Origin of the sequence: Sphaerisporangium sp. TRM90804, from assembly GCF_029846175.1 — a bacterium.
Taxonomy (GTDB): Bacteria; Actinomycetota; Actinomycetes; order Streptosporangiales; family Streptosporangiaceae; genus Sphaerisporangium.
In genome coordinates this window covers 254,827-274,327 of the sequence record NZ_JARWAC010000016.1, presented here as the reverse complement: position 1 = coordinate 274,327, position 19,501 = coordinate 254,827, and the positions used below count along the sequence as shown (strand labels likewise).

The window sequence follows — 19,501 nt, the reverse complement described above, 5'->3', positions numbered from 1 at the left end:
GTTCAGGGGGTGCGCGCCGCGGCGCGGTCGATCAGTGAGGTCAGGGCCAGGAACCACGTCTCGGCCAGCTCCTGGACGGCGTCCGGCGTCAGCACGCCCTCGGGCCACGACCAGTGGGCCGCGAGCACCGGGCCGCCGGGGCGGTCCTCGGCGACGACGTTGACGCTGAGCGCGTAGCCCTCCCGCATCGCCGCCTCGGGGCCGATGTCGGCCACGTCCTCCTCCGGGGCATAGGACCAGTCGGTCTCCTCGGGGATGCCGAAGCGGCCCAGGTAGTTGAACTCGATGCGCGGCGCCTCGTACGCGGCGAGCACCGGGCCCGTGCGCGGGTTGAGGTGGCGCAGCATGCCGTAGCCCACGCCGTTCGCGGGCAGCGAGCCCAGGTGGCCCCGCACCCGCGCCAGCGCCTGCTCGGCGGCCGGGCCGCCGGACAGCGCGTCGTCCAGGTCGACCCCGCCGGTGTCCAGGCGGACCGGGAAGACGCTGGTGAACCAGCCGGCCGTCCGGGACAGGTCGGCGTCGTCCAGCAGCTCCTCCTCGCGGCCGTGGCCTTCCAGGTCGACGAGCACCGCGCCGCCGCCCGCGCCCGTCCGCGCGCGCCGCCAGCCGGCGACGGCGAGGCCGAGACCGGTCAGCAGCACGTCGTTGACGCTCGCGCCGTAGGCGGCCGGGACGGCCGACAGCAGCGGGCCGGTGCGCTCGGCGGGCAGCCGCAGCTCCAGGTTCCGCACGGTGCCGAAGGTGTCCCGGGCCGGGTCCAGCGGCCGGTCGAGCGGCAGCGGCTCGGCGCCGTCGAGCACGCCGGTCCACACCGGCAGCTCGGCCTCGCGGGCGGGGTCGAGCGCCAGCTCCGCGAGCCGGTTCGACCACCGGCGGAAGGAGGTGCCGACGGGCGCGAGCCGGGGCGCGCGGCCCTCGGCGACGGCCTTCCACGCCTCGGCCAGGTCGGGCAGCAGGACCCGCCAGGAGACGCCGTCCACGACCAGGTGGTGCGCCATGAGCAGCAGCCGGCCCGGCCGTTCCCCGGCGTCGAACCAGACGGCCCTCACCATCTCGCCGGCGTCCGGGTCGAGCGCGGAGCGGGCCGCGCGGGCGCGGTCGGCGATCACGGCCCGGAGCGCGTCGCCGTCCAGCCCGGCGGCGTCGACGCGCTCGATCCAGGCGTCGGTGTCGACCGACCCGGCCGCCGGCACCTGCAGGGCCCAGTCACGCGGGCCGTTGCGGACCAGCCGCGCGCGCAGCGTGTCGTGCCGGTCGGCGAGCGCCCGCAGGACGGCGGCCAGCCCGGGGCGGTCCAGCGCGGCGGGGGTCTGGACCAGCGCGGCCTGGTGGTAGCCGGCGAACGGGCCGCCCAGCTCGCGCAGCCAGTGCATGACCGGCGTGAACGGCACGGTGCCCGCGCCGTCGTCCCGCGAGGCCGTGGCGGCGCCGGCCTCGGTCGCGACCGCGCACAACCCGGCGACGGTGCGGTGCAGGAACACCAGGCGCGGCGTGATCCGCACCCCGGCAGCGCGTGCCGCGCTGACGAGCTGCATCGCCACGATGCTGTCCCCGCCGAGGGCGAAGAAGTCGTCGTCGACGCCGACCCGTTCCAGCCCCAGCACTCCGGCGACGACGGCGCAGAGGGTCTTCTCCATCGGCGTCCCGGGCTCGCGCCCGGTGGCCGCGGCGGCCAGGTCGGGGGCGGGCAGGGCGTTGCGGTCGAGCTTGCCGTTGGGCAGCACCGGCAGCCGGTCCAGCACCACGACCGCCGCCGGGACCATGTAGTCCGGCAGGTGCCGGGCGGCGTGCCCGCGCAGGTCGGCCGGGTCGGGCGACCGGCCGGGGGCCGGGACGACGTAGGCGACGAGCAGCTTGCGCGGCCCGTCCTCGCGGACGGTCGCCAGCGCCTGCCCGGCCGCCGGGTGGGCGGCCAGCACGGACTCGACCTCGGCCGGCTCGATGCGGAAGCCGCGGATCTTGACCTGGTCGTCGGCACGGCCCAGGTAGTCCAGCCGCCCGTCGGACGTCCAGCGGGCCAGGTCGCCGGTGCGGTACAGCCGGGAGCCGGGCGGGCCGAACGGGTCGGCGACGAACCGCTCGGCGGTCAGCGCGGGGCGGCCGAGGTAGCCGCGGGCCAGCCCGCCGCCCGCCAGGTACAGCTCACCGGTGACGCCGTGCGGCACCGGGCTCAGCCGGTCGTCCAGGACGTAGGCGCGCGTGCCGGCGACCGGGCGGCCGACCAGCGGCCGGTCGCTGTCGCGCACCCGCGCGACCAGGGCGTCGACGGTGGACTCGGTCGGCCCGTACAGGTTGTACGCCTCGGTGCCGCGCAGCCTGGCCAGCCGCTCCCACAGCGCGGCGGGCACGGCCTCGCCGCCCACGCCCACGACCGCGAGCGGGCTGCGGTCGCCCTGGATGAGCCCGGCCTCGGCCATCTGGGCGAAGAACGAGGGGGTGACCTCCAGGAAGTCGAAGCCGTGCTCGACGACGGCCGCCGCGAGCAGCTCGGGGTCGCGGCGGGTCTCCTCGGCCACCACGTGCACGCAGTGGCCGTCCAGCAGCCACAGCTGCGGCTGCCAGGACGCGTCGAACGAGAACGACCAGGCGTGCCCGGCGCGCAGGTGCCGCCGGCCTGTCGCCTCGACGGCCGGCGCGTAGAGGGTCTCGCGGTGGCTGTGGAAGAGGTTGGCGACGCTCTCGTGGGTGACCACGACCCCCTTGGGACGGCCGGTGGAGCCGGAGGTGTAGATCACGTAGGCCGGGTGGCGCGGGGACAGGGGCGCCGCGCGGTCGGCGTCGGCGAGGTCACGGCCGTCCAGGGCGGCCAGCCGGGCTTGGGTCTCCGGGGCGTCCAGCACCAGGACCGGCGGGCCGGCGGGCAGCGCGGACGCCAGGGCGCGGGTGGTCACCGTCAGCACCGGTCGCGCGTCGGCGAGCGTTCCGGCGGTGCGGGCGGCGGGGGCGTCGGTGTCCAGGGGCAGGTAGGCGGCGCCGGCCTTCTGCACCGCCAGGATGGCCGCCAGGGTGTGCGCGGTGCGGGGCAGCGCCAGCGCGACGACGCGCTCGGGCCCGGCGCCGTGCGCGACCAGCAGCCGCGCCAGCCGGTTGGCCTCGTCGTTGAGCCGGGCGTACGTCAGTTCGACGCCGTCGGACGCGACGGCGGGCGCGTCCGGCGAGAGACGGGCCTGGCGCTCGAACAGCGCGGGCACGGTCGCCGGCTCGGCCGCGAGCGGCCGGGCGTTCCACTCCCGCAGAATCCGGTGACGCTCGCGCGCGCCCAGGATGTCGATCGCGCCGATCGGGGCCTCCGGGTCGGCGGCCACCGCGCGCAGGACCCGCAGCAGCCGCTCGGCGAGCGCCTCGGCCGTGGCCGGGTCGAACAGGTCGGTGCTGTACTCCAGCACGCCGTCGACGCCGTCGCCGCCGTCCCGCTCCACGAAGTCGAAGGACAGGTCGAACTTGGCCGTGGCCTGCCCGACCTCCTCGGGCCGGGACCGCAGGCCCGCCAGCTCCACCCGGCCGCCGCCCGCGGCCAGGTACACCACCATGACCTGGAAGAGCGGGTGGCGCGCCAGCGAGCGCGGCGGGTTGAGCACCTCCACCAGGCGCTCGAACGGCACGTCCTGGTGGTCGAAGGCGGCCAGGTCGGCGTCCCGCACGCGCGCCAGCAGCTCGCGGAACGACGGGTCGCCCGAGGTGTCGGCGCGCAGCACCAGCGTGTTGAGGAAGAAGCCGACCAGGTCCTCCAGCGCCTCGTCGGTGCGCCCGGCGATCGGGCTGCCCAGCGGGATGTCGGTCCCGGCCCCGTGCCGGGTGAGCAGGGCGGCGACGGCGGCCTGGACGACCATGAACATGCTGACCCCGGACGACCGGGCCAGCTCGCGCAGGGCGCCGGCCAGTTCCGGGTCCAGCGGCATCTCCACGGCCCCGCCGCGGTGGCTGGACTCCGGCGGGCGCGGGCGGTCGGCGGGCAGCGCGATCTCCTCGGGCAGCCCGGCCAGCGCGTCCTTCCAGAAGGCGAGCTGGCGGGACGCCACGCTGCCGGGGTCGGCCTCGTCGCCGAGCAGGTCGCGGTGCCAGAGCGTGTAGTCGGCGTACTGGACCGGCAGCGGCGCCCAGCCCGGCTCGCGCCCGGCCGCCCGCGCCTCGTAGGCGGCGGCCAGGTCGCGGGTGAGCGGCAGGTCCGACCACTCGTCGCCCGCGATGTGGTGCAGCAGGAGCAGCAGCACGTGCTCGCCCTCGGCGAGCTGGAACACGTGGACGCGCAGCGGCGGCTCGCGGTCCAGCTGGAACCCGTACCCCGCCGCCTCGGCCAGGCTCCCGGCCAGGTCGTCCGGCGCGACCCGGGAGACGATCACGTCGGGGCGGGCCTCGCCGGGGTCGAGGATCCGCTGGTAGGGCCGCCCGCCCTCCTCGGGGAAGACGGTGCGCAGCGACTCGTGGCGGGCCACGAGGTCGCCGAGCGCGGCCCGCAGGGCGGGCAGGTCCAGGTCGCCGGACAGGCGCCAGGCCACCGGGATGTTGTACGTGGCGCTCGGGCCCTCCACCTGGTACAGCACCCACAGGCGGCGCTGGGGCGAGGACAGCGGGAGCCGTCCGGGCCGGACGGCGACGGCGACCGGCTCGGGACGGGGCGCGCTTCCCTCGGGGGCGTCCGCGCGCGCCAGCCGCTCGGCGAGCCGGGCGACGGTGGGGGCCTCGAAGACCGAGCGAAGGGTGACCTCGGCGCCCAGCGCCGCGCGCACCCGGCTGACCAGCCGCATCGCCAGCAGCGAGTGGCCGCCGAGCGCGAAGAAGTCGTCGTCCACGCCCACCCGGGGGATGCCGAGCACCGAGGCGAACAGCTCGCGGAGGATCTCCTCGCGGGCGTCGCGCGGGCGCCGCCCGGCCGTCGTCACCGCCGCCGGGTCCGGGGCGGGCAGGGCGCGGCGGTCGAGCTTGCCGCTGCCCGACCTCGGCAGCGCGGGCAGCTCGGCGAAGGCCGCCGGCACCATGTGCTCGGGCAGCACGGCGGCGACGTGCGCGCGCAGCTCGGCGGGGTCGGCGCGCACGCCGGGCACCGGGACCGTGTACGCGACGAGCCGCGGCACGCCGGGGGTGTCCTCGCGGACGGCCACGGCGGCCTGCGCGACGCCGGGGTGCGCGCCCAGCACGGCCTCGATCTCGCCGAGCTCGATGCGGAAGCCGCGCAGCTTGACCTGGTCGTCGGCGCGGCCGAGGAACTCCAGCGTGCCGTCGGCGCGGCGGCGCGCCAGGTCGCCGGTGCGGTACATGCGGCCGCCGGGCGCCCCGAACGGGTCGGCGGTGAACCGCTCGGCGGTGAGCCCGGGGCGGCCGAGGTAGCCGCGGGCCAGGCCCTCGCCCGCCAGGTACAGCTCGCCGGGCACCCCGGCGGGCACCGGGCGCAGCGCGGCGTCCAGCACGTGGGCCCGGATGTTGGCGACCGGCGCGGCCCACGGCCCGTCGGGCCCGTCGCTGTGCCGGCCGTAGGCGTCCACGGCGCACTCGGTCGGCCCGTACAGGTCGTGGACGACGGTGCCGGGGAGCGCGCCCAGGCGCCGCCACAGGTCGGCGGAGGTCGCCTCGCCGCCCACGACGACCACGCCGGGAAGGTGGCCGCCGGGGGCGAGCACCCCGTGGTGCAGCAGCTCCAGCAGGTGGGTGGGGGTCAGGTCGACGTAGTCGAGGGCCGCCTCGGCGAGGTGGGCCGCGAACGCGGCCGGGTCGGTCATGGTGGTCTCGTCCAGGACGTGCAGCTCGTGCCCGGCCAGCAGCCAGAGCAGCGGCTCCCACGACCCGTCGAAGCTGAAGGACGCCGCGTGCGCGGCCCGCAGCGTGTCGCGTCCGGCGGCCCGGCGGGCGGGCTCGATGACGTCCGCGAGCTGCCCGGCGAACAGGTTGCTCAGCCCCCGGTGGGTGCCGACCACCCCCTTGGGCCGGCCGGTGGAGCCGGAGGTGTAGATGACGTACGCGGCCGCGTCCGCCTCGGGCCACACCTCTGCCCAGGGCCCCGCGGCGGCGCGGCCGTCGTCGGGGAGCGGGTGGCCGTTCACCGGACCGGCCGGCGCGCCGGACGGGTGACGGGCGGCGCCGTTCACCGAGCCGGCGAGGGGCTCGGCGGCGTCGAGCAGCAGCGTCTCGACGGCGGCGGGGGGCAGGGTGGGTGCGATGGCCGCGGTGGACAGGACGCAGACGGGGGACGCGTCCCGGAGCATGTAGTCGAGCCGCTCGGCCGGGTAGGCCGGGTCCAGCGGCAGGTAGGCGGCGCCCGCGGCGAGCACGCCGAGGATCGCCGGCACCATCTCGGCCCGGGGAAGGGCCAGCCCGACCACGCTCTCGGCGCCGACGCCGCGTCCGCGCAGCAGGCGGGCGATCCGGCCGGCCTCCCGCGACAGCTCGCCGAAGGTCAGGCGGCGCTCGCCGGTGACCAGCGCGGTCCGGTGCGGGGCGGTGCGGGCGGTCTCGGCGAACAGCTCGGGGACGGTCCGGCGCTCCACCGGCCGGGCGGTCGCGTTCCAGGTCAGCTCGGCGGCCCGGCGCTCTGCCTCGGTGAGCACGGAGATGTGGCCGACGGGCCGGCCGGAGTCGTCCGCCAGCCGGGCCAGCAGGTCGACGGTGCGTTCGGCGAGCGCCCGCGCCGTCCCCTCGTCGGCGAGGTCGGCTGCGTACTCCAGCAGCAGGACGACGCGGTCCTCGCCCGTGTGGTCGACGAAGGTGAAGTCCAGGTCGAACTTGGCGGTCTCGATGCGGGCCGGCCACCACTCGGTGGGCAGGTCCAGCACGTCGGGGTCGCCGTCGGGCCGGTGGTGGTAGCCCAGCATCACCTGGAACAGCGGGTTGCGGCCCGGGACGCGCGGCGGGTTGAGCGCCTCGACGACCTGCTCGAAGGGCAGGTCCTGGTGTTCGAAGGCGGCCAGGTCGGCGTCGCGCACGCGGGCCAGCAGCTCGGTGAAGGTGGGGTCGCCCGACAGGTCGGCGCGCAGCACCAGGGTGTTGACGAAGAAGCCGACCAGGTCGTCCAGCGCGCTGTCGGTGCGCCCGGCGATCGGCGCGCCGAGCGGGATGTCGGTGCCGCCGCCCATGCGGTGCAGCAGGGTGGCGACCGCCGCCTGGAACAGCATGAACATGCTGGTGCCGGTCTGGGCGCACAGGGCGCGCAGCGCGCGTACGGTCTGGGCGGGCAGCTCGGTGCGCACGGTGCCGCCCCGTCCCGACGGCCGGGCCGGGCGCGGCCGGTCCAGCGGCAGCGCGATCTCCTCGGGCAGCCCCTCCAGGGCCTCGGCCCAGTAGGCGAGCTGCCGCGCCCCCTCCCCCGAGACGGCGGGCGCGCCGGGCCCGGCGGCCACGGGCGCGCCGAGCAGGCGGTGCTGCCACAGGGTGTAGTCGGCGTACTGGACGGGCAGCGGCGTCCACTCCGGGGCACGGCCCTCGCGCCTGGCGCGGTAGGCCGCGCCCAGGTCGGCGAGGAAGGGGCGGTCGGACCACTCGTCGGTGGCCACGTGGTGCAGCAGGACGGCCACGACGTGGTCGCCGGGCGCCACCCGGAGCACGTCGGCCCGCAGCGGCGGCTCCGCGCCCAGGTCGAACGGGCGGGCGACGGCGGCGCGCACCCGGGCGTCCAGCTCGTCTTCGCGGACGTCCGCCACGGTGAACCGCGGCTCGGCCTCCTCCGCCGGGATGATCCGCTGGTAAGGCTCGCCCTCGTGCTCGGCCAGGACGGTGCGCAGCGCCTCGTGGCGGCCGGCCACGTCGCGCAGCGCCTGGCGCAGCGCGCCGGTGTCCAGGTCGCCGCGCAGGCGGAAGACCAGGGGGAAGTGGTAGGCGTCGCCGCCGCTGAGCCGCTCGGCCAGCCACAGGCGCCGTTGCGCCGCCGACGCCGGGACACGCTCGGGCCGGTCCGCCTCGGGCGCGATCGCCGGGCGGGCGGGGCGGCCGGCCGTGGCGCGGCCGGCGAGCAGGGCGGGCGTCGGGGCCTCGAACAGGTCGCGGATGGCCAGCTCGGCGCCGAGCTCGGCGCGGGCCCGGCTGACGAGCCGGGTGGCGAGCAGGGAGTGGCCGCCGAGGTCGAAGAAGCCGTCCTCGGCGCCGACCTCCGGCAGGCCGAGCACCTCGGCGAACAGCCGGCAGAGCACCTCTTCCTGGGCGGTGCGCGGCCCGCGCCCGCCGCCGGTGCGGGCGGCCGGGTCGGCGTCGGGCAGCGCCCGCGCGTCGAGCTTGCCGTTGTCGTTCATCGGCAGCCGGTCGAGCACGACGAAGGCGGCCGGGACCATGTAGTCGGGCAGGTGCCGCCGCAGGTCCTCGCGCAGCCGCTGCGCCAGCCCGCTCGCGCCGCGCGCCGCCGCCGGGTCGTTGGCGTACGGCGGCGTGCCGCCGCCGGGCCGGTAGAGGCCCGAGGTGACCCGGAAGTCGCCCCGGACGAAGACGGCCTCGAACGCGCCGGTCTCCGGCGACCAGGTGGTGAGCACCCGGTATCCCTCGCGGGCCCCCAGCTCGTGCAGGGCCTCGGGCTCCACTCCGCCCTCCAGGGCGCCGTAGGGCACGCTCACCGTCGCGGCGTCCTCGGCGCCGGGGGCCCCGTCCGCCGGCGGGCTCGTGACGGCGGCGCCGGGCCTGGTGGGCGCGGTGGTGCGGCGCTCGCTCGCGGCGCGGGCGTCGGGGACGGCGGTCAGCCTCAGCCGTTCCGGGCGGTCCTCGCGCAGGTGGTGGGCGAGGGCGGCGGGGTCGCCGTCCCACTCCACGACCGGCTCGTCGCCGAGCCGCAGGTCGGGCTCGCCCTTGTAGAGGACGGCGTCGTAGCGGTAGCGCGACAGCTCGTTGTGGTGGTGGCCGCGCTTGGTGCGCAGGTCGACGCCGTAGCCGAGCGTGGTGAAGTAGTCGGGGTCGACGAGCAGCTCCTTCTCCAGCGCGAGGCCGCGGTCGACGGCGCGGCGCACCCGCTCGGGGTCGGCGTCCTCGCCGGCTCGGGTGAGCTGGATGCCGGTCTGGAAGGCGCGGGCCGTCCGCAGGTCGCGCACGTCGCCGACGAACAGGGCGCCGCCGGGCGCGAGCAGCCGCATGGCGCCGTGCACGACCTCGCCCAGGTGGTCGGCGCTGGGGAAGTACTGGACGACGGAGTTGATCACGACCGTGTCGAAGTAGCCCTCGGGCAGCCCGTCGGTGACGTGGGCAGGCTGGCAGCGCAGCTCGACCTTGGCGGCCAGTTCGGGGTCGCGGCGCAGGTCCTCGCGCAGCTTGCGGATGACCGGCGCGGCCAGGTCGGTGCCCCAGTACGCCTCGGCGTCCGGCGCCAGGCGCGACAGCAGCAGGCCCGAGCCGACGCCGATCTCCAGGATGCGGCGCGGGCGCAGCTCGCGGACGCGGGCGACGGTCTGCTCGCGCCACTCGCGCATGTGCTCGACGGGGATGGGCCGCCCGTCGTAGCTGCTGTCCCAGCCCGCGAAGTCCTCGGTGAAGACGGCGGTGCCGATGCGCTCGTACTCGTCGGAGTAGATCTGCTCCCACTCCCCGACGCTCTCGCGCTCGGCGTCCTCCCGCTCGTCGCCGGTCAGCTCGGCCGGGACCACGTACCCGATGAGGCGCTGGGTGCCCGGCGCCGACGGGTCGTCGCGGGCGATGACGGCGGCCTGGCGCACCCTCGGGTGCCGCACGAGCGCGGTCTCGACCTCGCCCGGCTCGACCCGGTAGCCGCGGATCTTGACCTGGTGGTCGGTGCGGCCGAGGAAGTCCAGGTTGCCGTCGGGGCGGCGGCGCACGAGGTCGCCGGTGCGGTACATGCGCTCGCCCGGCTCGCCGTACGGGTCGGCGACGAAGCGTTCGGCGGTCAGGCCGGGCCGGCGCAGGTAGCCGCGGGCCAGGCCGATCCCGGCGAGGTACAGCTCGCCGGCCACGCCCTCGGGCACCGGCCGCAGCCAGGTGTCCAGGATCAGGGCCCTGGTCGCGCGGATGGGACGCCCGACGGTCGGCGTGCCGCTGTCGTGCGTGCCGCCGCCCAGGGCGTTGATCGTGTACTCGGTGGGCCCGTACAGGTTGTAGCCGTAGGTGCCGTCGGTGTCGCGCAGCCGCGCCCAGACAGCGTCGGGCACCGCCTCGCCGCCGAGCAGCACGAGCGGCGGCCGGTGGCCCTCCAGCAGCCCCTCCTCCATCAGCAGGTGGGCGTAGGTCGGGGTGACGTTGACGACGTCGACGCGGTGCGCGTCGCAGTAGGCGACCAGGGCCTCGGCGTCGCGGCGCAGCTCCTCGTCGCAGATGTGCACCTCGTGCCCCTCGACCAGCCAGAGCAGCTCCTCCCACGACATGTCGAAGGCGAAGGAGACGGTGTGCGCGATGCGCAGCCGCCGCCCGCCCGCCGACGCGACGGCCGGGTCGAAGATCTCCCTCTGGTGGTTGAGCTGCATGTTGGTCAGGCCGCGGTACGGCGTGACGACGCCCTTGGGGCGGCCGGTGGACCCTGAGGTGTAGATCACGTACGCCGGGTGCTCCAGGCTGAACGGCGGCCGTTCGGCCTCGGTGACCGGGGCGCCGGAGAACCCGGCCAGCTCCCGGGCCGCCTCAGCGGTGTCGAGCAGGACACGCGGGACGTCCGGGACGGCGCCCGCCAGGCGCGCGGAGACGGCCGCGGTGGACAGCAGCAGCGCGGGCCGGGCGTCGTCGAGCATGGCGGCGAGCCGGTCGCCGGGGTGGTCCAGCTCCAGCGGCAGGTAGGCGGCGCCGGTGCGCAGCACGGCGAACAGCGCGACCACCATGTCGATCGAGCGCGGCAGCCCGAGCGCGACCACGCTCTCCGGCGCGGCGCCCATGGCCGCCAGCAGCCGCGCCATGCGGTTGACGCGGGCGTCCAGCTCGGCGTAGGTCACCGTCTGGTCGCCGAAGACGAGCGCGGTGGCCTCCGGGGTGCGCGCCGCCTGGGCGGCGAGCAGGGCGGCGATGGTGTCCTCGGGATCGGGCACGCGGCTCGCGGCCCACTCCCGCTCCAGCGCGGCCCGCTCGGCGGGCAGCACCGGGTCGACGCCGCCCACGGGGGCGTGCGGGTCGCGGGTCAGCCGCTCCAGCAGCAGGGTGAAGCGGTCGAGCATGGCCCGCGCCTTCGGCCGGTCGACGATGTCCGGGCGGTGGGCGACGGTGACCCTGATCCGCTCCCCCGGCGTGACGATCACGTTGACCGGGTAGTGCGTGGCGTCGACGTTGGCCACGGCGGTGGCGCCGTGCGTGCCGGCCAGCTCCGCCAGGCGCGCGTTCGTGTCGGCGTCGCGCAGCACGAACAGGGTGTCGAACAGCCGGCGGTGGCCGGTCTCGGCCTGCAGCACGCCGAGGCCCAGGTACTCGTGCGGCATCAGGGCCAGGCGCTCGGCCTGCACCCGGCGCAGCAGGCTCAGCACCGGCTCGGACGGGTCGAAGGCGATGCGGGCGGGGACGGTGTTCAGGAACATGCCGATGACGTTCTCGACGTCGGGCACCTCGGTCGGCCGCCCGGCCACGGTCGTGCCGAACACGACGTCGGTGCGGCCGGTCACGCTCGCCAGCACCAGGCCCCAGGCGGCGGTGAGCACCGTGTTGAGGGTCAGCCCGTGGCCGCGCGCGACGTCGCGCAGCCGCGCCCCCACGCCCGCGGGCAGGACGGCCTCGACGCTCTCGGGGATGACCGGCTCCAGGCCCTCGTCGGCGGCGGCGAGCAGGGTGGGCTCCTGCAGGCCGCGCAGCGCGTCGCGCCAGGCGCCGGTGGCGACGGCGGTGTCCTGCGCCTCCAGCCAGGTGAGGTAGTCGCGGTAGGAGCCGGGCGCCGGCAGGGCGCGGTCGTCGCCGTTCGACTCGTACAGCGCGAAGAGCTGGCCGAGGAACAGCCAGGCCGACCAGCCGTCCCACAGCAGCAGGTGGCGGCCGACGACCAGCCGGTCACCCCGGTCGCCCAGGCGGATCAGGAGCATGCGGAACAGCAGGGGGCGGGCCAGGTCGAACTGGCGGACGCGCTCGGCGTCCATCAGCTCGCGCAGCCGTTCGTCCTGCTCGGCGGCGGGGAGCGCCGACAGGTCGGCCTCCTCCAGCGGGATCTCCGGGTCGCGGACGATGAACTGCACCGGCCGGCGCAGGCCGTCGCTGGTGAACCCGGCGCGCAGGCTGGGGTTGCGGGCGACCAGCGCCCTGACGGCGGCGCGCAGCCGGTCGGCGTCGACGCGCCGGGCGAGGTCGAAGGACTCGTGGACGGTGTAGACGTCCAGACCGGCCCGGTCGTAGGTGGAGTGGAAGAACAGGCCCTCCTGCAGCGGCGCCAGCGGCCAGATGTCCTCCACGGAGCCGCCGAGCCGGTGTACGCGGGCGATCTCGTCCTCGGTCAGGTCGAGCGCCGCCACCCCGGCGCCCGCCGGGGCCTCGCCCCGCGGCGCGCCGCCGGCCACGGGCGGGGCCGGCGCGATTCCGGCGTCGGAGGGGACCGCCGGCCCGTCCACGGCCTCGGCGGCCGGGAAGGCCGCCGCCAGGCCGGCGGGGGTGCGGTGCTCGAAGACGTCGCGGGGGCTGACCGGCAGGCCGGCCCGGCGGGCGCGGCTGGAGACGCCGATCGAGGTGATGCTGTCGCCGCCGAGCATGAAGAAGTCGTCGTCGACGCCGACCTCGCCGATCTTGAGCACGCCCGCGAAGATCTCGGTGAGGAGCCGCTCGCGCTCGCTCCGGGGGGCGCGCGCCTCAGCGCGCACCGCCTCGGGGGCGGGCAGGGCGTTGCGGTCGAGCTTGCCGCTGGGCGTCAGCGGCAGCGCGTCGAGCGCCAGGTAGACGTCCGGCACCATGGGCGCGGGCAGCGTCCCGGCCAGCGCCGCCCTGAGCGCGCCCGCGTCCACCGGAACGCGGGCCTCGACCGGGGCGCCCGCGCCGGCCGGCGTGCCGGCGGGGACGACGTACGCGACGAGCGTGGAGCCGTGCACCGCCACCGCCGCCTGGGCGACAGCGGGCAGCGCGGCCAGGGCCGCCTCGATCTCGCCCGGCTCGATGCGGTTGCCGCGCAGCTTCACCTGACGGTCGGTGCGGCCCAGGTACTCGACCGAACCGTCGGCGCGGCGGCGCACCAGGTCGCCGGTGCGGTACATGCGGGTGCCCGCCGGGCCGTACGGATCGGCGACGAACCGCTCGGCGGTCAGGCCGGGCCGGGCGTGGTAGCCCCGGGCGAGCTGGACGCCCGCCAGGTACAGCTCGCCGGGCACGCCCGCGGGCACCGGGCGCAGGCAGGCGTCCAGCACCCGCAGGCCGGTGTTCCACACCGGGCGCCCGATGGGCACGGTGACGCCCTCGGAGCCGTCGCAGGCGTGGTGGGTGACGTCCACGGCGGCCTCGGTCGGGCCGTACAGGTTGTGCAGCGGCACGCCGGTGAGCTCGCCCCAGCGCGCGGCGGCGGGGCCGGGCAGGGCCTCGCCGCTGCTGAACACCCGGCGCAGGCTCGCGGCCCACGACGGGTCGCCGGTCACCTCGGGCGCGCCGAGGAACGCCTCCAGCATCGACGGGACGAAGTGCATCGTGGTGACGCCCCGCTCGCGGATCAGCTCCGCCAGGTACGCCGGGTCGCGGTGGCCGTCGGGCCGGGCGAGCACCACGGCGGCGCCCTCCAGCGGCGCCCAGAAGAACTCCCAGACGCTCACGTCGAAGCTGGACGGCGTCTTCTGCAGCACCCGGTCGTCGGCGCGCAGCCCGTACTCGCCCTGCATCCAGGCCAGCCGGTTGACGATGGCGCGGTGGGTGACGACCACGCCCTTGGGACGCCCGGTCGAGCCCGAGGTGTAGATCAGGTAGGCCGGGTCGTCGGGGCCGGCGGAACCGCCCGCTCCCGGCGACGCTCCGGCCCGGGTGCCAACGGCCGAGGCGTCCCCGGACGAGACGTCCCCAGCCCAGGGGCCGCCGGCCGAGACGTCCCCGGACGAGACGTCCCCGGCGAAGGCGTCGCCGGCCGAGGCGTCCGCGGCGGGGGCGTCCAGGACGAGCGGGGTCAGGCCGTCGAGCGCGGGGAGGCGCGGGGCCGTGGCGGCGGTCGTCACGACCGTCTTCGCGCCGGAGTCGGCGAGCATGTAGGCGATGCGGTCGGCCGGGTAGTCGACGTCCACCGGCAGGTAGGCCGCGCCCGACTTCAGCACGCCCATCAGGGCGACCATCAGCTCGGCCGAGCGCGGGACGGCCACCGCGACGATGCCGCCGCGGCCCGCGCCGCGGGCGCGCAGGAGGCCGGCCAGGGCCTGCGCCCGGGCGTCCAGCTCCCGGTAGGTGAGGGTCTCCCCCTCGTAGACGACCGCCGTGGCCGACGGCGTGCGGGCCGCCTGGGCCTCGAACGCGGCGGCCAGGGTGGTCTCCGGGACCTCCCGGCTCTCCCCGGCCGGGTGGGCCGTGGCCAGCTCGGCGTCCGACAGCAGGCCGACGTCGGCGACGCGCCGCCGGGGGTCGTCGGCGACGGCCTGGAGGATCCGGGCGAGCCGGTCGCCGATCAGCCGCGCGGCCTCGCCGTCCAGGCGGTGGGTGTGGTGCTTCAGGCGCAGGTCCAGGCGGCGGCCCGGCTTCACGATGAGGGCGAGCGGGTAGTGGACGGTGTCGTGGAACTCGTGGCCGGTGATCCGTACCGTGCCCGAGGGGTCGGCCAGGCCGGCGTCGGCCGGGTAGTTCTCGAAGACCAGCAGCGTGTCGAACAGCTCGCCGCCGCCCGCGTGCCCGGCGACGCGCTGCACCTCTGCCAGGCCGAGGTGCTGGTGGTCCAGCAGCCGGGCCTGCTCGTCCTGGAGCCGGCCCAGCAGGGCGGCCAGCGTGTCGGCGGGCTCCCACCGGAGGCGGGACGGCAGGGTGTTGATGAACAGGCCGACCATGGACTCGATGCCCTCGACCTCGGCGTCCCGGCCGGAGACGGTCGTGCCGAACACCACGTCCTGGCGCCCGGTCAGCCGCCCCAGCAGCAGGCCCCACGCCCCCTGGACGACCGTGCCCAGCGTCACGCCCAGCTCCCTGGCGCGCACCGCGAGCTGCGCGGTGACCCGCTCGGGCAGCTCCACCCGCACCTGCGCGGGCCGCACCGGCGCGCCGGCGGGCCGCTCCGGATGGGCCGGGGCGTCGACCAGGCGCGTCGGCTCGTCCAGGCCGGCGAGCGCGGCGCGCCACGCTTCGCGCGCGGCGTCCTGGTCGGCCTCGGCCAGGCGGCGCAGGAAGCCGCGGTAGGGGGCGACCTCGGGCAGCGTCGGGGCGGCGTCCCCGTAGGAGGCCATCAGCTCGCGGTGCAGCACCGGCAGCGACCAGCCGTCCGCCACGATGTGGTGGAAGGTGAGCAGCAGGCGGGCGCGGCCGGGGTCGAGCCGGACGAGCGCGCAGCGCACCAGCGGCGGGCGGGCCAGGTCGAAGCGGCGGGCGCGCTCCTCGCCGGCCACCGCGGCGGCCAGCGAGGGCCGCTCGTCGTCACCGGCCGCCGACAGGTCGACCTCGCGCCACGGCAGCTCCAGCCCTTCGGCGACGATCTGCACGGCCCGCCCGTCCGGGAGGCGGCGGAAGCAGGCGCGCAGCGGGGCGTGCCGGTCGAGCAGGCGCTGGGCGGCGCGGCGCAGGGCCTCGCCGTCGACCGGGCCGGCCAGGTCGATCGCCTGCTGGACGACGTAGACGTCGCCGTCCGCGCCGTCGAGCAGCGAGTGGAAGAAGAAGCCTGCCTGCAGCGGGCTGAGCGGCAGCACGTCCTGGACGGCCACCGGGTGCTCGCGCAGCGCCTCCGCCAGCTCGGCGTCGTCGAGCCGGACCAGCGGCGGGCCGTCCTCGCGCTCGGCGGCCGTCCCGGGCGCGCCCTCCGGGCCGTCCACGGCCACGGGGGCCAGCTCGGCGACGGTGCGGTGGCGGAACACGTCGCGGGAGGTGAGCCGAAGGCCCGCCTTGCGGGCGCGGACGAGGAACCGGATGGCGACGATGCTGTCCCCGCCCAGCGCGAAGAAGTCGTCGTCGATCGTGACCGACTCCAGGCCCAGCGTCTCGGCGTACAGCGCGCACAGCAGCTTCTCGCGGGGGTCGCGGGCGGCGCGGCCGGAGCTGAGGGCCCCGTAGTCGGGGGCCGGGAGCGCGGCGGCGTCGAGCTTGCCGCTCGGGGTGACCGGCAGCCGGTCGAGCGGGACGAAGGCCGCGGGCACCATGTACTCGGGCAGCCACTCGGAGGCGTGCGAGCGCAGCGCCTTCATCAGCGCGGCGACGTCCCGGAACGGCGCGGGGCGGTTGGCGTGCGGGAAGGCCCCGGCGGTGCGGTACAGGCCGGCGGGCTCGTCCTCGGTGGTGAAGACGGCGTCCAAGGCGCCGTCGTCGGCCTGGCCGTCCCAGGTGACGGCGACGCGGTAGCCGTGCCGGTCGCCGAGCGCGTGCAGCGCCTCGGGGTCGGCGTCCCCCGCCGGGCCGGTCGAGCGGCTGCCGTCCTGGACGGCGTCCAGCGCGGCGAGGTCCCCGGCGAGCCGGGCGTTCGGGATGCCGGTGACGCGCAGCCGCGCGGGCCGCTCCGCGAGCAGCGCGGCCAGCGCGCCGAGCCCGTCCGGCCCGGTGAGGCTCGTCCATCGGACCTCCCGCTCCGCCTGGGCCGGCGCCGGGGCGGCGGCGCGCTCGCGCAGCACGACGTCGTAGCGGTAGCGGGTCAGCTCGTTGTGGTGGCCGCCGCGCTTGACGCGGACGTCGGCCTCGAAGCCGTCCAGGGACGCGAAGAAGTCGGGGTCGAGCAGCAGCTCGCCCTCCCACGCCACCGACCGGTCTACGGCGGCAAGCAGCGCCTGCTTGTCGTCGGCGCCGTCGGCGCGCCGGGTCTCGACGGCGGCGCGCAGGCAGCGCAGCAGACGCAGGTTGCGCACGTCGCCGACGAAGACGGACCCGCCGGGGGCCAGCAGGCCGCCCGCCAGGCGCAGCACGTCCGCCAGGTACTCGGCGCTCGGGAAGTACTGGACGACGGAGTTGACGACGACGGTGTCGAAGAAGCCCTGGGGCAGCCCGGTGCCGTCGTGAGCCGGCTGGGCCCGCAGCTCGACCCGCCCGGCCAGCTCGGGCACCGCGCCCACCTGCGCGCGCAGGGCGCGCACGGCCTCCTCAGAGACGTCGGTGGCCCAGTACGCGTCGCAGGCCGGGGCCAGGCGCGACAGCAGGAGGCCGCTGCCGGCGCCGATCTCCAGCACCCGGCGCGGCCGCAGCTCGCCGATGCGCGCGACCGTGGCGTCCCGCCACTCGCGCATCTCCTCGACGGGGATCGGCAGGCCGTCGTACATGCTGTTCCAGCCGGCGAAGTTCTCCCGGAACCCCCGCCCCTCGTCACCGGCGGCGGCGTAGAGCAGCTCGTGCAGGTCCTTCCACTCCGCCACCCGCACGCCGGCGTCCTGGCCGGCCTCGGCCGACAGCGAGGGGACGACGTAGGCCGCAAGCCGCCGGTCGCCGGGCCGGTCCTCGCGGGCGACGACCGCCACCTGGTCGACGGCCGGGTGCGAGCGCAGCACCGACTCGACCTCTCCCGGCTCGACGCGGAAGCCGCGGATCTTCACCTGCGTGTCGGCGCGGCCGAGGAACTCCAGACGGCCGTCGGCCTTCCAGCGCACCAGGTCGCCGGTGCGGTACAGGCGCTCGCCCGGCGCGCCGAACGGGTCGGCGACGAACCGCTCGGCGGTCAGCCCCGGCCGTCCGAGGTAGCCCCGGGCCAGGCCCGCCCCGCCCAGGTACAGCTCGCCCGCGACGCCCGCGGGGACGGGCCTGAGGCGCGCGTCCAGCACGTAGGCGCGGGTGCCCGGGTCGGGGCCGCCGATGGGCACGATGGAGCCGGGCGGGATGTCGGGGTCACACAGGCCGAGGGTGGAGTTGGTGGTCGCCTCGGTGGGACCGTAGGCGTTGAACATCATCCGCCCGCGCGCGTAGCGGCTCACCAGCTCGGGCGAGACGCGCTCGGTGCCGGCGAGCAGCGTGGCGGCGGGCGGCAGCAGGACGTCGTCCGGCATCGCGGCGAGCAGCGCCGGGGGCAGGATCATGAACGTGATGCCGTTGGCGTCGGCGTAGTCGGCCAGCGGGGCGCCGGGCACGCGCCGCTCGGACGGCACCACGACGAGGCGCCCGCCGGAGAGTAGGCCGAGGCACAGGTCCCAGAACGCCACGTCGAACCCGGGCGAGGCGAACTGCAGGACACGGCTGTGCGGGCCGATGCCGAAGCGTTCGGTCTGGGTGGCGACGAGCTTGGCCACACCCGCGTGCGAGAGCACGACGCCCTTCGGGCGGCCGGTCGAGCCGGAGGTGTAGATGACGTAGGCCGCGTTGAGCACCGACAGCGGCCCGCGGTCGGCCTCTCCCGGGTCGTGGGCGGGGCGGCCCGCCAGCTCGCGCACGGTCTCGGGCGCGTCCAGCACCACCGTCTCCACGCCCTCGCGCGGGGGGAGGTCCCCCAGCGTCTCGGCGGTGGTGACCAGGCAGACGGGCCCGGCGTCGGCCAGCATGTAGGCGACGCGGTCGGCCGGGTAGTCGGTGTCCAACGGCAGGTAGGCGGCGCCGGCCTTCAGCACGGCCACCTCGGCGACGATCAGCTCGGCCGAGCGGGGCAGCGCGAGGGCGACCACCCGCTCGGGGCCGGCGCCGCGTGCGGTGAGCGCGTGAGCGAGCCGGTTGGCGCGTTCGTCCAGCTCGGCGTAGGTGAGCCTGACGTCCTCGAAGACGAGCGCGACGGCGTCCGGGCGGGCGCTCACCTGCTCGGCGAACATCTCCGGCCAGGTGAGCGGCGGCACGGAGTGGCCGGTGTCGTTCCACTCCAGCAGGATGCGGCGCCGCTCCTCCTCACCCAGCAGGTCCAGGTCGCCGACCGGGGTGCCGGGCCGGGCCGGCCCGGCGGCCAGCAGCCTGGCGTAGTGGTCGAGCATCCGGTCGACGGTGGCGGCCTCGAACAGGTCGGCGCGGTAGACGGCGCGCACGCGGCCGTCCCCGGCCGCCAGCGCGAGGTCCACCCCCTGGGCCGCCGGTTGCGGCGCGTCGCCGGCGTCTTCGGTGAAGGAGGTGTTGAAGAGCAGGCCGCCGCCGCGCATCGGGTCGGGGCTCAGCTCGGCCGTCAGGACGTCGAGCGGGACGCGGTGCGCCTCGGCGTCCTCGCGGGCGGCGGCCACGCGGCGGGTCAGCTCGCCGAACGTGGTGCTCGCGTCGACCTCGACGCGCAGCGGCAGCCCTTCGTGCCCGACGGTGACCTCGCCGGAGCCGCCGTACCGGTGCAGCAGCGCCACGTAGGCGGCGAGCGGGGCGGCGCCCTGCGCGGTCACGGCCAGCGGACGGGTGCGCGTCTGCCGGTCCTCCGCGGGGAGCAAGGGGTACGGGAAGTCGACGGGGAGCGCCGTCTCCTGCGGAAGCGGTGCCAGCCTCCGACGCCAGTAGGCCATCGCCTCTTCGCTAGCGGACAAGAAGACCGCGCCTCCCGAACTCGACCGAACCGGCTCGTCTGAGCCGCGACCGCCCGCCATACTAAGGTAAGCATTACCTAAGTAAAAAGTCCCCCTGCCGCCACCCCCTCACCGCGGACAGGGCTACAGTTAAGGTCTGCCTA

At 76.8% G+C, this 19,501-nt stretch carries 1 protein-coding gene; it reads right to left on the bottom strand.

The window, feature by feature from the left end; translation table 11 throughout:
- Positions 1-2: 2 nt before the first annotated feature.
- Positions 3-19,358, bottom strand: coding sequence for a non-ribosomal peptide synthetase (locus tag PYR91_RS21500; RefSeq protein WP_279782170.1), 19,356 nt, complete (start codon positions 19,356-19,358; stop codon positions 3-5).
- Positions 19,359-19,501 lie beyond the last annotated feature (143 nt).